The following is a 12,633-nucleotide window of genomic DNA, read 5'->3' on the forward strand; positions in this document are numbered from 1 at the left end:
CCCCTTTTTGCAGTGCTTTTCAGCGCCCCGGCCGATAGGCCTGCGCGATCATCGCCTGCTCGCGCTGCGCCACATAGGCCTCGCGAAACCGGGGCGCAAAGAACGCGGCAAAGGCGCGGACTTCGGGGCGGCGATAGGCGTCCGGGCCGATCACCAGCCACGAGGTCGTGTCAGTGTCCGGAACCGGATCGAAACACCGCACCAGCGAAGGATAATCGGCGGCAAATGAAATCGTCACCGGGCCGACACCCAGGCCCGCCTCGATACTGGCGGTGACCGATTCCGGCTCGCCGCAGCGCGCCACGATCTGTTCGGGCGAGATCCGCTCCACCAGCCAGCGGTTCAGCCGCATCGCCCCCGGCATGGGGTCGTAGATGACAAAGGTATGACCGGCGAAATCATCCGGCCCCGTCGGTACCCCATGGCGCGCGGCATAGTCGCGGGATGCGTAAAGGGCCGATTTGACGTCGGTGAGCTTTGAACAGATCAGCCGCTCGTCGGTGATCTGGGGCGTGATACGGATGGCGATGTCGGCCTCTCCCGCCGCCAGATCGAGTATGTCATAGGTCGAGATCAGTTCGAAACGGATCTCGGGGTGCTCGTCACGGAAATCTGACAGGATCTTGGTGAAAATTGGCGAGAAATTCCGGTTGGGGGCGGTAATCCGGATCGGCCGGGCGTTGGACTTGCGCGCCTTGGTCGCGGCCTCCTCCAGGTTTCTGGCCGAAGCTTCCAGCATCTCCGCCTGCGGCAGCAGGTCCCGCGCCACCAGGGTCGGGCGGAACCCGCGGGTATCGCGCTCGAACAGCGTCAGCCCCAACTGATGCTCCAGCGTCTCGATCTGGCGGGCGACGGTCGGCTGCGACACCCCCAGCACACGCGATGCGGCCAGTGTCGATCCCTCGCGGTAAACTGCCAGAAAAACGCGAATGTCCGACCAGTTCAACGACCACCTCTTCATTTCCGAAGAACCGCGCAACACCGTTGTCTATACCATGCCGCTCAGGCGCCACCTAGACTTCTTTGTGTGATGCTCAGGCAGGGGAGGCCGAGATGACAATGCAGGACAGTTTTCCAATCCTTGGTGTAATGTGGCGCGCGCTGCTTGCGCTGCCGCTGCCCCGGCGCCACATCCAGGCCACCCCCGAGGCCCGGGTCGAGGGCGACCGCGCACGCCGCGCCTTCGTGCAGGACATGTTCGAACTCTGCCCCGAGGCCTTCTCCACCGATACCGGCCTGCACGAGACGATGATCGGGCTTTCCGGCCGGTACTGACCGGGCGCCGGACTAACGGGTGCCGCCGCGCGGCTTGGCCCTCAGTGTCGGATCGGCGGCGCGCGGGTCCTCGGGCCAGGGATGCTTGGGGTATTGCGCGCGCATGTCCTTGCGCACATCGGCATAGGAGCCGTCCCAGAACCCGGGCAGGTCGCGGGTGATCTGGATCGGGCGTTGGGCGGGGGACAAGAGCGTGACCTTCAGGGGCACACCCGCGACCATCGGATGTGTCGTGACCCCGAACATCTCTTGCAGGCGGACAGCGATTTCCGGCACTTCGTGTTCGTAGTCGATCGGCACCTTGCGCCCCAGGGGGGTGACAAAGGCACCAGGCGCGCGGGTGTCCAGTTCCTGGCTCTGGCTCCAGTCGAGGCGCGCCTTGAGCGCCGGCAGCAGGTCGAAGCGCTTCCAGTCCTCGGCGCTTCGCACCCCTGACAGCATCGGCAGCAGCCAGTCCTCGATCGTGTCGGTCAGTCCGGTCTCGGAGAAATCCGGAAGATCGGCGCCTTCGGCCCGCAGCAGTTCGACCCGCCGAGCCAGTCGCGCAGCGGCTCCGCCGAGGCGCAGACCCAGATCGCGCACTCCGTCAAGCATGGCCCGCGCGACCGCATCCTCGGGCACATCCTTCCAGACCCGGTCGCTCAGGCTAATCGCGCCCAGCCTTTCTTGTTGCCGTGCAGTCACCCGGCGTTCACGGCGGGACCATTCGCAGATGTCGATCCGAGTGATCTGGTCGGCAAATAGTTCACGCAACTCGGCCTCGCCGATCCGCGCCGCCATCCGGATGCGGGCCTCGCGCGGGTCGCCATCGGTGTCGATGGCCACCAGATAGGGGGCGCTGGCCAGCCCCTCACCGGGGTCCAATGCGGCGCCCTTACCGCCCGACAGGACGAAACGGGGTGCCTCTCCCTTGCGGCGCTGGCCGATCCGATCGGGGTAGGCGAGTGCGGCCATCGCGGCAGGGCTTCTGCCCCTTGTGGGTGCCTTTGCCTGTTTCTCCAGCCGCCGCGCCTCGGCTCTGATCCGGTCGAGCACGCCCATATTGACCTCGTAAGGACGCTCGCGCCGGAACCGGGACGGATCGCGCAGGGCCGCGATCCGAAGGTCCAGATCGGCGGGCGCCCCGCGCAGCGGATCGCGTTCGGCCATCAGCGCGGCCAACGGGGCGGCGTCACGCCCGGCAATCGCCAGCATGTGTCCCAGCCTTGGATGCAGGGGAAGCGTTGCCAATGCCCGCCCGTGATCGGTGATCCTCCCCTGCGCATCGAGTGCGCCGAGGAAACCCAGCAGCGCCCGTGCCTCGGTCAATGCTCCTTCGGGCGGTTGGGTGACGAAGCCCAGCACCTCGGGCTCGGCCCCCCAAAGCGCCAGTTCCAGTGCCAGCCCGGTCAGGTCCGCCGCTTCGATCTCGGCGGGTGGAAAGGCGGTCAATGCTCCTTCTTCGCCGCGGGTCCAGAGCCGGTAGCAGATGCCCTCAGCCACGCGGCCTGCGCGCCCCGCCCGCTGCGTCGCCTCGGCTCGCGTTACCCGATCCGTGACCAGCCGTGTCATGCCGGAGCCAGGATCGAAGCGTGCCCGGCGCGCCTGTCCCATGTCGACCACCACCCGGATATCGGGAATGGTCAGGGAGGTTTCCGCGATCGAGGTCGCGAGCACCACCTTGCGCCCTTCCGCAGCAGGGGCGAGCGCCGCGCGTTGCGCGGCAAAGGGCATGGCACCGAACAGGGGACGCAGGGCGCAACCGTCGGGCAGGCGGGAAGACAGCAGCGCCTCTGCCCTTCGGATCTCTCCCTCGCCGGGCAGGAAGACCAGAAGGCCGCCGCCTATCTCGCGGGTCTCGGCCTCGGCCCGCGCGACGAGATCAGCCAGCGCCTCGACCCGGCGGGCCCTCGGCCCCAGCGGACGGTCGAGCCAGCGGATCTCGACCGGATAGGCTCGACCCTCGGACGTGACCATCGGCGCGTCCATCAGCGCGGCCACCGGGCTGGCATCAAGTGTTGCGGACATCGCAAGAAGGATCAGGTCGTCGCGTAGCACTGCGGCCACTTCGAGACACAGCGCCAGCCCCAGATCGGCATTGAGCGAGCGTTCGTGAAACTCATCGAAGATCACCGCGCCGATTCCGGGGAGGTCGGGTTCGGACTGCAACATGCGGGTCAGGATACCCTCGGTCACAACCTCGACCCGGGTCCCCGGCGACACCTTGGCCTCGCCCCGGATACGGTAGCCCACAGTCTGCCCCACGGTTTCGCCCAGCGTTTCGGCCATGCGCTCGGCTGCGGCCCGTGCGGCAAGGCGGCGTGGTTCCAGCATCACAATCCGCCCGCGTGTCAGCCCGGCCTCGAGCATGGCCAAAGGCACCCGAGTGGTCTTGCCCGCGCCAGGTGGGGCCTGCAATACGGCCCGGCCCTGTTTTCGCAGGGCAGTGATCAGGTCGGGCAAGGCGTCGTCGATGGGCAGGCGTTTCATGCCGCCTTATCGCCAGAGCGGTGGGGGCAGGTCCAGTCCCATTCGGCGGGTCCCTGTGGCGCGCGGTGGCGACATTGAGTATTTGAGACCAGAAAGAAGCAGCAGCACCAGCGCTGGTATTCGGGCGCGCGGTACAGGGACAATCCGGCGCATGCAGTGGGTCGGCTCTGGACAAACCGGGGCCCGCTCCGCCATTCAGGGCAAAATTCGCGAGGACCGGCATGGATATCACACAGCTTGGCGACAGGATACTCTCGGGCGACCGCCGGGCGCTCGCGCGGGCGATCACGCTGGTGGAAAGCCGACGCGCCGACCACCGGGCCGAGGCAACGGTATTGCTCGATCGGCTGGCCCGTTCCGAGCGGCAGGCACTCAGGATTGGGCTGTCGGGCACGCCGGGCGTCGGCAAGTCCACCTTCATCGAAAGCTTCGGCATGATGCTGGTGGGGCAGGGGCTGCGCGTCGCGGTGCTGGCGGTCGATCCCAGTTCGGCCCGCTCCGGCGGCTCGATCCTGGGTGACAAGACCCGGATGGAGCGCCTGTCACGCGAGCCCAATGCCTTTATCCGTCCCTCGCCCAGTCAAAGCCATCTGGGCGGGGTCGCGCGCCGCACACGCGAGGCGGTCAGCCTGTGCGAAGCAGCAGGGTTTGACGTGGTGTTGATCGAGACGGTCGGTGTCGGACAATCCGAAACGGTGGTGGCCGAGTTGTCGGACCTGTTCCTGTTGCTGCTGGCGCCCGCCGGTGGTGACGAGTTGCAGGGCGTCAAGCGTGGCATCATGGAAATGGCCGATCTGATTTTGGTCAACAAGGCGGATGGCGAACTGAAATCCACCGCGACCCGGACCTGCGCCGACTATGCCGGCGCGCTGCGCCTGTTGCGCAAGCGCGTGCAGGACCCGCCGGGCTTTCCCAAGGCGCTGACCGTCTCGGCGGTCGAGGAGGCGGGGCTGGATTCCGCATGGGCCGAGATGCGCGCGTTGTCTGACTGGCGGAGGGAAAACGGGCATTGGACAGCCAACCGGGCCGAACAGGCGCGCTACTGGTTCGGACAGGAGGTGCGCCATGCTCTGCTTGCCCGGCTGGAAACGCCACGTGCTCGGGCCGAGATGGACCGGCTTTCCACTGCCGCCGCTCAGGGGCAGTTGACGCCCGCCAGCGCCGCCGAGCAGATGCTGAGCTTTCTGAACGAGGAATGAGGCTTTCCTCTTGTCGTAATCAACCATGCCGACCCGCCAGGGTGGGGCATAAGACAAGGCAAAGAATCCCGTCCAGCCGTCTTGACCCTCGCCGCGATTCCCACTACACGCATCCAACCAGTTTTCGGGCGCGACTTCGGGTTGCGCCCCTTGTGATTAGACGGATGGTTCGCCCCCGTCTCCAGATACGAAGGAAGAGACCATGTCGCGCCGCTGCGAACTGACCGGAAAAGGCCCGATGACTGGCAACAATGTCAGCCATGCAAACAACAAGACCCGCCGTCGTTTTCTGCCCAACCTGAACGATGTGACCCTGCAGTCCGAGACCTTGGGCCGTGGTGTCAAGCTGCGTATTTCGGCGTCTGCCCTGCGCTCGGTCGATCACCGGGGCGGTCTGGACGCGTTTCTGGCCAAGGCCAAGGACGAGGACCTGTCCGACAATGCTCTGAAGGTCAAGAAAGAGATTGCCAAGGCGCAAGCCGCGGCCTGATCCTTCCGATCCCCTGATTTCGGGAACCCCGTGCGTTTCGCGTGCGGGGTTTCTCTTTTTGGGACGAAACCGGAAAACGGTACGTTTTCCGGCCCGATTTCCTTTGGAAGTCGGTCTCCTGACAGACCGGCGTCCTGCTGTCGCAGGAGGTTTTTTTGCCCTTGCGGAACGGGAGCCTGGAGCAGATATCGGACAACAGAATGACAGCCCCGGTGCGGATATCCCTTGCGCTTGCGCTCTCGCTGCTTGTCGGGTTGACCGGTCAGGGGCTGGCCAATTCGCGCGGGATGAGCGCAGCGGTCGATCAGATGGAGATCTGCACCGGCACTGGGCCCGTCATCCTCTACATGGATGCCGACGGGCAGCCGACCGCCCCACCGCATTACTGTCCGGACTTTGCTCTGATGCTGCTGGGGGCGCTGTTGCCCGATGTAGGAGTTGCGCCCGCCGCGCCGCAACAGGTCTTGCCTGTGCCGGACCGGACGCAACCCAGCCTGATTACCCGTACCCTCTCTGCGGTTCCGGCGCGCGCGCCGCCGATCTTGCTCTGACCCGTTTCGATTCAGACAGATCAAGACATGCCAAGGAGAGAGACCATGTCGCTGAAATCCAAGTTGCTGGCTGCGGCCGCGACCATTACCCTTGCCACCACCGTTTGGGCCGGTGAGACCATCGTGATCGACGATGCCTATGCCCGCTCCTCGGGGGCCAATGCCAAGGCCGGTGCGGCCTTTATGATGATCCAGAACACCGGCGCCGAAGACGACCGTCTGATCGACGCCCGCTCTGATATTGCCGCCAAGGTCGAGCTGCATACCCACAAGATCGATGATCAGGGCGTGGCTAAGATGATGCATGTGCCCGAAGGTTTCACGATCCCCGCCGGTGGCATGTACCCGCTTGCACGCGGGGGCGATCATGTGATGTTCATGGGGATCAAGGCGCCGTTCGAACAGGGGGAGACGGTGCCGGTCACGCTGGTCTTTGAAAAGGCGGGAGAGATCGAAGTGGAGATTCCCGTCGACCTGGAGCGTCAGGATGGCGGTCATGGCCACATGAAGAAGAAATCGAACTAGGGCCAGGGGCTACGCCTGTCTTCAGGCTGCGCGGCAGCCCTCATCCAAGCGTCAGGCCGGGCTTTGACCCGGCCTGGTTGCGTCTGGCCAAACAGTTGCGCGGCCAGCGCCCGTCGCCTGAGCGCGTTGCAGCGCGAAGGCGGCGATGGCGAAATCGGCGATTGCCGGACCTCGAAACAGGAAACCGGCGCGGCGGGTCGAATCGTGGCGGTTGACGCTTGTCTTGTGTCCGTCTTCTCCGAGCAAAGCCGTCAGATCGCCGCGAACCTGCGCGGGGTCGATCATCGGCCTTGGATTGGCGGCCTCTTGCGCCAGATCGTCGATATAGAGCGGGTCGAGCGCGGTCATCCCATCGGGTCGCCAGGGCAGGCCCGTATCGGTCAGGCTGGCAAAGGCGCCGGGCTTCAGCCAGCGGGCATCCAGGAACGGTATCATCTGGTGATCAAGGGTGACCGAGGAAACCACCAGATCGGCGTCGGCGATGGCGTGGTGCGGGGTGTCTGCGATCTCGACCTCCAGCCCCCGCGCGCGGGCGGCCGCGCCCAGCCGGGCGATATTCTCTGCCCCGCGCCCGAAAACGACCGCCCTTTGCAACGGAAAGAGATCGCAGAACGCAGCGAGGTGCGCGCGCGCCTGGGCGCCGGCGCCGACAAAGGCCACCACGCGTGCCGCCGGATCAGCCAGCCGCCGCGCCACCAGCGCGCTGAGGCCGGCGGTGCGCATCCGGGTGATCCAGCCCGCCTGCATCAGGGCCAGCAACTGGCCGGTTTCACTGTCCTGAACCAGCAAGACGCCCTCGGTCCCGGGCAAGCCCCGTACCGGGTTGTCGGGGCTGACCATCACCGATTTCACCACGGTCAGGGAGGGGGCGTCGCCGGTCGCAAGCGTCGTCATCACATAGCGCCCGTCGCCGGGCAGCAGCGCCGATTTCGGTGCCACATGCACTGCCCCGCGAAGCTGTGCCCGGATTGCGTCCTCAAGCGCCATCTGAACCTCGGCGGTTGTTACGCCAAGTTCACCAAGGTTACGATCGGAGAGGATCAGGAAATCGCTCATCCCCGCAGGCCCAGTATGTCCGACACCCAGTCGGGCACGACCCGACTGGCCGGGCCGAATCGCGTCTCATCGAAGTTCGAGGCGACGGCCGAAGGTTCAAGGTTCAACTCGATCGTCCGGGCGCCACTGGCCGTCGCTTCCTGCACGAAGCCTGCCGCCGGATAGACCTGCCCCGAAGTGCCGATGGCGGCAAACAGGTCAGCGCTGGCGAGGTGGTCAAAGATCGTATCCATGAAATAGGGCATTTCGCCGAACCACACCACATCGGGCCGGGCCGCCGGGCGGGTGCAGGCGGGGCAGGGGGTGGCGGTGTCCATCGCATCGGGCGCTGTCCAGCGGTGGCCGCACCCGGCGCAAAGCGCGCCTGCCAGCGTGCCATGCATGTGGATCACATTGCTGGCGCCAGCGGCCTCGTGCAGCCCGTCAACGTTTTGGGTAACGATCACCACTTCGCCGGGCCAGTCGCGTTGCAGCCGGGCCAGTGCGTGATGGGCGGCATTGGGCCGGGCGGCAGCCGCCTGAACCCGACGGGCATTGTAGAATTCGTGGACCAGCACCGGATCGCGGGCAAAGCCTTCGGGCGTTGCCACATCCTCCAGCGGATATTTCGTCCAGATGCCGCCCGCGTCGCGAAAGGTTCCCAGCCCGCTTTCCGCCGATATCCCGGCGCCTGTCAGAATGACTATCTTTCTCATACCGCTCCGCTCGCCTATAGGTTCTGGGGAAACAGGAGCCCCGCATGACCCACCGTATCCTCTTTGTCTGTCTAGGCAATATCTGCCGCTCGCCCGCGGCCGAGGGTGTGTTCCGCGCCCTGATGCCCGAAGCCGGGACCGACAGTGCCGGAACCGGTGGCTGGCATGTAGGTGAACCGCCCTATGGTCCGATGCGGGCGGCAGCTGCGGCGCGCGGCATCGATCTGTCGGATCTGCGGGCGCGACAGTTCGTGGCGGGTGATTTCGATCTGTTTGATCTGATCCTGGCAATGGATGCCCAGAACCTGGCCGATATCGAGGCGCAACGCCCGACGGGCAGCGCAACGCCGGTACGGCTGTTCACCGACTATGCGCCCGAGAGTGGCGCCACCCATGTTCCCGATCCATATTATACCCGCGACTTCGATGGGGCGCTGGATCTGATCGAGATGGCGGCGCACGGATTGCGCAACCGACTGGTTGCGGGGGCGCTGCTGCCGGGTTGAGAGGCCGTTGCGGTTGCTGTCCACCTGCCTTTATTGCATGTCACCCACTCCAAGGGCGTTTAGCGGTTCGAACGTCCTGAAGCGCTTTGTGACGCAAGCCCCTGCGCACTTTTAGAAAACCGGAAACTATCCGCTTGTCTTGTGCAAACTCGACGGCGCCCTCTTGCCCGGTGGGGGCAAGACAGGGCTTGATCCCGACGTCCTGCTTCTTCGAACCGGTGCGCCCGATGTCCCGACCCGCCCTCATTTTGCAAGAGCGCCCGCAAGCGGGACGGCGGTGCGATCAGCTTTCGATCACGCGCAGTTCGCCAGCCAGCCATGGTAGCCGCGCCACTGCGGGGTCGATGATCTGGCTCTGCACCAGCCGCCGCATGGTCTCTGCCACGTCGCGCGGAACCCGGTCGGCCCAATCGGCACCCGCAAACAGCGAGATACGGCGCGAGAAGGCGGCAAAGGGCAGGGCAAAGGCTTCGACATCGTCATGAAATCGCTCTGCCCGCATAAAGCCCAGCGGCGTGGTCACCGCCCAGCCCAACCGCCGCGCTACCATCGCCATCAGCGCCAGATGCGAACCGATCTCGAAGCGCTCTTCGAAGTCAAGTTTCTGGCGGGCCAGATGCGCCTCGATCTGGCGTCCGATCAGCTGTTCGCGTGCATAGCGCAACAGCGGCAGCCCATGCAGGGATGCCAGCATGTCGCCTCCCTTGGGTACCACGCCGCGCGGCGCCACCAGGATGAAGGGGTCGCGCACCAGCGGGTATTCGATGATGCCGTCATGCACCTCGCCCGAGGTCGCGGCCACCGCGATATGCAACCGCCGCGCCTTTATCGCTTCGCTGATTTCGTGGCTGGGCGCGGTGATCAGCTTGAACCGGCACTTGGTCAGACTGTCAGCCAGCAGGGTCGCCAGCCGGGGCGTCAGGTCGTTGTCGAAATCGTCGATCAGTCCCATGCTGAGCGTGCTCAGATGGGTCAGGTCCATCACTGTCAACTCGCTCTGCGCCAGACGCAACTCGCTCAGCACCGTTTCCGCCCGAGGCAAGAAGGCGCGTCCGGCGGGTGTCAGCACCATCGGCCGACGCCCATGATCGACCAGATCGGTGCCAAGCGCCTGCTCCAGATTGCGCAACTGCTGGCTGACGGCGGGTTGGCTCAACCCTGTCTGCGCCGAGGCCTGGGCCACCGATCCGCTGCGCGACAACGCCTCGAACACTTCCAGACCGCGCAGGGTCACGCCTTTCATCAGCATTTCGATCGCTCCGATCAGTTTTGCATTTTCTTAAACTATCCTGACCTAGGGTCAAGTGAGGAAAACAGGAACACGCCATGACGATCACGGTTTTGAAATCCGCCCCCGGTCTGCCCCCCGCACGACAGGGCGATGCGGCGGACGTGGTGCAGGTGATGCTGGCCCGCCTGCGTGCCGAGGGCGAGGCCGCCGCGCGCGACTATGCCGCGCGGCTCGATGGCTGGAGCGGCGAGATCGTGGTGAGCCCCGATCAGGTCGCACGCGCCAGCGAACAGGTGTCCGAGGACCTCAAGGCCCAGATCCGCTATGCCCATGACAATATTCGCCGCTTTGCCGAGGCACAGCGCGCCTCGGCGCTGGATTTCCAGACCGAACTGCGCCCGGGCCTGATCGCCGGGCAGAAACAGATCCCGCTGGCGGCGGCGGGCGCCTATGTGCCGGGCGGGCGCTATGCCCATATCGCCTCGGCGCTGATGACGATCACCACCGCCCGCGCCGCTGGCGTGCCGCAGATTACCGCCGTTTCGCCGCCGCAGCCGGGGCGTGGGGTTCATCCGGCGATCCTCTACGCGATGTCGCTGGCGGGGGCCGACCGCATCCTGGCGCTGGGTGGGGTGCAGGGGGTGGCGGCGCTGGCCTTCGGCCTTTTTGGCGCGCCGCCCGCCGATATCCTGGTGGGTCCGGGCAACCAGTTCGTGGCCGAGGCCAAGCGCCAGCTGTTCGGACCCGTGGGTATCGACATGTTCGCCGGTCCCACCGACAGCCTGGTGATCGCCGACGCCACCGCCGATCCGCTCACCGTCGCCTGGGACCTGGTCGGGCAGGCCGAGCATGGCTACAACTCGCCGGTCTGGCTCGTCACCGACGACCGGGCGCTGGCCGAGGCGGTTCTGGCCCATATCCCCGGCTGCATCGCCGATCTGCCCGAACCCAACCGTTCCAGCGCCCAGGCCGCCTGGGATGCCTTGGGCGAGGTGATCCTGTGCACCGACCGCGAGGAGATGGCCGCCACCGCCGACCGCTATGCGCCCGAGCACCTGCATGTACAGGCCGCCGATCTCGACTGGTGGCGCGGGCGGCTCATGGCCTATGGCTCGCTGTTCCTGGGCGAGCTGACCACCGTGGCCTTTGGCGACAAGGCCAGCGGCCCCAACCATGTGCTGCCCACCTCGGGCGCGGCGCGCTATACCGGCGGGCTCAGCGTGCACAAGTTCCTGAAAACCGTGACCTGGCAACAGGTGGAGCCGCAGGCGCTGCCCGATCTGGCCCACGCCACCGCCACCATCTCGCGCGCCGAGGGGATGGAGGGACACGCCCGCACCGCCGATATCCGGCTGGACAAGCTGCGCCCTGCGCTCAGGCAGGTGAACGCAGGCTAAGTGGGCTTAGGGGGCGGGCTTTGACCCGCCACCGCCATCTATGGGTGTTACTGGCAGATCGCCTGCGCCAGCTCGCCAAAGGCCTTGTAGCGCTTCCACAGCGCCTCGTCGCTGCTCTTGTCCGACTTCCGCACCACCTGCGCCTGATGCGGGTCGCTGAACCACTTGGCGACCTTGCGCCGCTCGCTGCGGTTCAGCGCCTTGTTCGCCGCTTCCTGGATACAGCCACAGCGCTCGATGGTGGCGGCGTCGCGGCCGCTCTGCCGGCAGGCCTGATTGATCACACCCGGCGCGGCAATGGCCTGCACCGGCACCATCGTTGCCAAAAGGGCAGCACCCAGCGCCCCCGTCACAATCCGTTTCATTTCCTGGCCTCTTGCTCTGCCACGGGGTCTGCCGCCCCGCCTGTCGGGCGACACTATGGCAAAAGAGTCGCCAGGGATCAATCGGCTGCGATAAATGGAATGTGAGGGTGGCGGGAATGTGATCGGCGAGATACACGCGCGTCCTTCAAATAGGCGTTGACTCGTACCCAGAGAGTTCCTGCGCCTATATCCAAGCCCTGTTAATCCTCCGAGCCAATGGGATTTGGGAGCTGCTCTGGTGGTTCATTCCGGTCGTTACCGGGGCCGGTGGGTGTCGCAGTGCGATTGCCCTTGGACATTTCTGCCAAAATGCGGCGGTTGTGGTCGTTCGATCCACCTTGACCAAACCAAGATTCCTCATCATATGCCCAATCCATGACAGACCTCGCCCATATCCGCAATTTCTCCATCGTCGCCCATATCGACCATGGCAAATCCACCCTTGCCGACCGGCTCATCCAGGAGACCGGGACGGTGCAGGATCGTGACATGAAGGAGCAGCTGCTCGACGCGATGGATATCGAGCGCGAGCGGGGCATCACCATCAAGGCCAACACCGTCCGCATCGACTATACCGCCGACGATGGTCAGACCTATGTGCTGAACCTGATCGACACGCCCGGCCATGTCGACTTTGCCTACGAGGTCAGCCGCTCGATGCGCGCGGTCGAGGGGTCTTTGCTGGTTGTGGACAGCACCCAGGGGGTCGAGGCGCAGACGCTGGCCAATGTCTATCAGGCCATCGACGCCGACCACGAGATCGTGCCGATCCTCAACAAGATCGACCTGCCCGCCAGCGAATGCGACCGGGTGGCCGAACAGATCGAGGATGTGATCGGCATCGACGCATCCGGCGCGATCCGGGTCAGCGCCA

14 protein-coding genes are annotated in these 12,633 nt (G+C 65.6%); 8 read left to right on the forward strand and 6 right to left on the reverse strand.

Annotated features, from left to right (window positions below; genetic code table 11):
• Positions 1-19 precede the first annotated feature (19 nt).
• Positions 20-946 carry a LysR family transcriptional regulator gene (locus AC2FNA_RS20300; protein WP_496829665.1) on the reverse strand — a complete coding sequence of 309 codons (927 nt, stop codon included), beginning with the start codon at positions 944-946 and terminating at the stop codon, positions 20-22.
• Positions 947-1,053: 107 nt separating this feature from the next.
• On the opposite strand from AC2FNA_RS20300, the gene AC2FNA_RS20305 reads away from it, so the two are divergent.
• On the forward strand, positions 1,054-1,275 hold the full coding sequence (locus AC2FNA_RS20305; protein WP_496829667.1) for a hypothetical protein: 222 nt from the start codon (positions 1,054-1,056) through the stop codon (positions 1,273-1,275).
• Between the two features lie 12 nt (positions 1,276-1,287).
• On the opposite strand, the gene hrpB is transcribed toward AC2FNA_RS20305, so the two are convergent.
• Positions 1,288-3,744 carry an ATP-dependent helicase HrpB gene (hrpB, locus tag AC2FNA_RS20310; RefSeq protein ID WP_496829669.1) on the reverse strand — a complete coding sequence of 819 codons (2,457 nt, stop codon included), beginning with the start codon at positions 3,742-3,744 and terminating at the stop codon, positions 1,288-1,290.
• Between the two features lie 221 nt (positions 3,745-3,965).
• Between hrpB and meaB the strand changes: the two genes are divergently transcribed.
• From meaB to AC2FNA_RS20330, 4 genes are all read left to right on the forward strand, one after another.
• On the forward strand, positions 3,966-4,943 hold the full coding sequence (gene meaB, locus AC2FNA_RS20315) for a methylmalonyl Co-A mutase-associated GTPase MeaB (RefSeq protein WP_496829671.1): 978 nt from the start codon (positions 3,966-3,968) through the stop codon (positions 4,941-4,943).
• 202 nt (positions 4,944-5,145) lie between these two features.
• A complete protein-coding gene (gene rpmB, locus AC2FNA_RS20320) occupies positions 5,146-5,433 on the forward strand; it encodes a 50S ribosomal protein L28 (protein WP_234139397.1) in 288 nt (95 codons plus the stop codon).
• A 200-nt stretch (positions 5,434-5,633) separates the two neighbouring features.
• Positions 5,634-5,984, forward strand: coding sequence for a hypothetical protein (locus AC2FNA_RS20325; RefSeq protein ID WP_496829673.1), 351 nt, complete (start codon positions 5,634-5,636; stop codon positions 5,982-5,984).
• A 45-nt stretch (positions 5,985-6,029) separates the two neighbouring features.
• Positions 6,030-6,509: a copper chaperone PCu(A)C gene (locus tag AC2FNA_RS20330; protein WP_496829675.1), complete on the forward strand. Its 480-nt coding sequence runs from the start codon at positions 6,030-6,032 to the stop codon at positions 6,507-6,509.
• 51 nt (positions 6,510-6,560) lie between these two features.
• On the opposite strand, the gene AC2FNA_RS20335 is transcribed toward AC2FNA_RS20330, so the two are convergent.
• Both AC2FNA_RS20335 and AC2FNA_RS20340 read right to left on the reverse strand, forming a co-directional pair.
• The gene (locus AC2FNA_RS20335) at positions 6,561-7,565 is read right to left on the reverse strand and encodes an ornithine cyclodeaminase family protein (RefSeq protein WP_496829677.1); all 1,005 of its coding nucleotides are present in this window, start codon (positions 7,563-7,565) and stop codon (positions 6,561-6,563) included.
• The gene (locus tag AC2FNA_RS20340; protein ID WP_496829679.1) at positions 7,562-8,260 is read right to left on the reverse strand and encodes an NAD-dependent deacylase; all 699 of its coding nucleotides are present in this window, start codon (positions 8,258-8,260) and stop codon (positions 7,562-7,564) included. Before AC2FNA_RS20340 ends, AC2FNA_RS20335 begins: the two co-directional genes overlap by 4 nt.
• 44 nt (positions 8,261-8,304) lie before the next feature.
• On the opposite strand from AC2FNA_RS20340, the gene AC2FNA_RS20345 reads away from it, so the two are divergent.
• Positions 8,305-8,766 (forward strand): low molecular weight protein-tyrosine-phosphatase, encoded by a 462-nt coding sequence (locus AC2FNA_RS20345; protein ID WP_496829681.1) that lies wholly within the window; start codon positions 8,305-8,307, stop codon positions 8,764-8,766.
• A gap of 283 nt (positions 8,767-9,049) precedes the next feature.
• Here the strand turns inward: AC2FNA_RS20345 and AC2FNA_RS20350 are convergent, their stop codons facing one another.
• The gene (locus AC2FNA_RS20350; RefSeq protein ID WP_496829683.1) at positions 9,050-10,015 is read right to left on the reverse strand and encodes a LysR family transcriptional regulator; all 966 of its coding nucleotides are present in this window, start codon (positions 10,013-10,015) and stop codon (positions 9,050-9,052) included.
• A gap of 77 nt (positions 10,016-10,092) precedes the next feature.
• Here AC2FNA_RS20350 and hisD point away from each other — a divergent pair, with 77 nt between their 5' ends.
• Positions 10,093-11,394, forward strand: coding sequence for a histidinol dehydrogenase (hisD, locus tag AC2FNA_RS20355; protein WP_496829685.1), 1,302 nt, complete (start codon positions 10,093-10,095; stop codon positions 11,392-11,394).
• 47 nt (positions 11,395-11,441) lie between these two features.
• Here hisD and AC2FNA_RS20360 read toward each other — a convergent pair whose 3' ends face one another.
• Positions 11,442-11,759, reverse strand: a complete 318-nt coding sequence (locus AC2FNA_RS20360; protein WP_496829687.1) for a hypothetical protein — start codon at positions 11,757-11,759, stop codon at positions 11,442-11,444.
• Between the two features lie 375 nt (positions 11,760-12,134).
• On the opposite strand from AC2FNA_RS20360, the gene AC2FNA_RS20365 reads away from it, so the two are divergent.
• On the forward strand, positions 12,135-12,633 hold a 499-nt coding region (locus AC2FNA_RS20365; RefSeq protein ID WP_496829688.1), incomplete at its 3' end, for a GTP-binding protein.

This window comes from Ruegeria sp. YKSD163, assembly GCF_059612905.1.